Origin of the sequence: Vibrio sp. OPT46 (genome assembly GCF_015163535.1) — a bacterium.
Taxonomy (GTDB): domain Bacteria; phylum Pseudomonadota; class Gammaproteobacteria; order Enterobacterales; family Vibrionaceae; genus Vibrio; species Vibrio alginolyticus.
Map to the genome: position 1 here is coordinate 1 of NZ_JADDYG010000153.1, position 1,190 is coordinate 1,190.

Consider the following 1,190-nt stretch of genomic DNA (forward strand, 5'->3'; position numbering starts at 1 on the left):
TATGAATTAGTCGAAGATCTTAGCAACAACACCAGCACCTACTGTACGGCCACCTTCACGGATCGCGAAACGTAGACCTTCGTCCATTGCGATTGGTGCGATTAGCTCTACAGTCATCTGTACGTTGTCGCCTGGCATTACCATTTCTACGCCGTCTGGTAGCTGGATGTCACCAGTTACGTCAGTTGTACGGAAGTAGAACTGTGGACGGTAGCCTTTGAAGAATGGAGTGTGACGACCACCTTCATCTTTAGACAGTACGTATACTTCTGATTCGAACTTAGTGTGTGGAGTGATTGAACCAGGCTTAGCTAGTACTTGACCACGTTCAACTTCGTCACGCTTAGTACCACGTAGAAGTGCACCAACGTTCTCACCTGCACGGCCTTCGTCTAGAAGCTTACGGAACATCTCAACACCAGTACATGTAGTTGTAGTAGTGTCTTTGATACCTACGATAGCAACTTCGTCACCTACAGTTAGGATACCACGCTCGATACGGCCAGTTACTACTGTACCACGACCTTGGATTGAGAATACGTCTTCGATAGGCATTAGGAATGGCTGATCTACCGCACGCTCTGGCTCAGGGATGTAAGTATCTAGAGCTTCTGCTAGTTCAACGATTTTCGCTTCCCACTGCTCTTCGCCGTTTAGTGCGCCTAGTGCAGAACCTTGGATAACTGGTAGGTCATCACCTGGGAAATCGTATTCAGATAGAAGTTCACGAACTTCCATTTCTACTAGTTCTAGTAGCTCTTCATCGTCAACCATGTCACATTTGTTCATGAATACGATGATGTATGGGATACCAACCTGACGGCCTAGTAGGATGTGCTCACGAGTTTGTGGCATTGGGCCATCTGTCGCAGCAACAACTAGGATACCACCGTCCATCTGTGCAGCACCAGTGATCATGTTTTTAACATAGTCAGCGTGTCCTGGACAGTCAACGTGTGCGTAGTGGCGTGATGGAGTGTCGTACTCAACGTGAGAAGTTGCGATTGTGATACCGCGCTCACGCTCTTCTGGAGCGTTATCGATAGATGCGAAGTCTTTAGCTACACCGCCGTAAACTTTAGCAAGAGTAGTACAGATAGCTGCAGTTAGAGTTGTTTTACCGTGGTCAACGTGGCCGATAGTACCAACGTTAACGTGCGGTTTCGTACGTTCAAATTTTTCTTTAGACA

At 47.3% G+C, this 1,190-nt stretch carries 1 protein-coding gene; it reads right to left on the bottom strand.

Annotation, left to right across the window (positions count from 1 at the left end; all coding sequences use genetic code 11):
* Positions 1-6: 6 nt before the first annotated feature.
* Positions 7-1,190 (bottom strand): elongation factor Tu (gene tuf / locus IQR33_RS06690; RefSeq protein WP_017822038.1); only part of this gene is annotated, 1,184 nt, incomplete at its 5' end.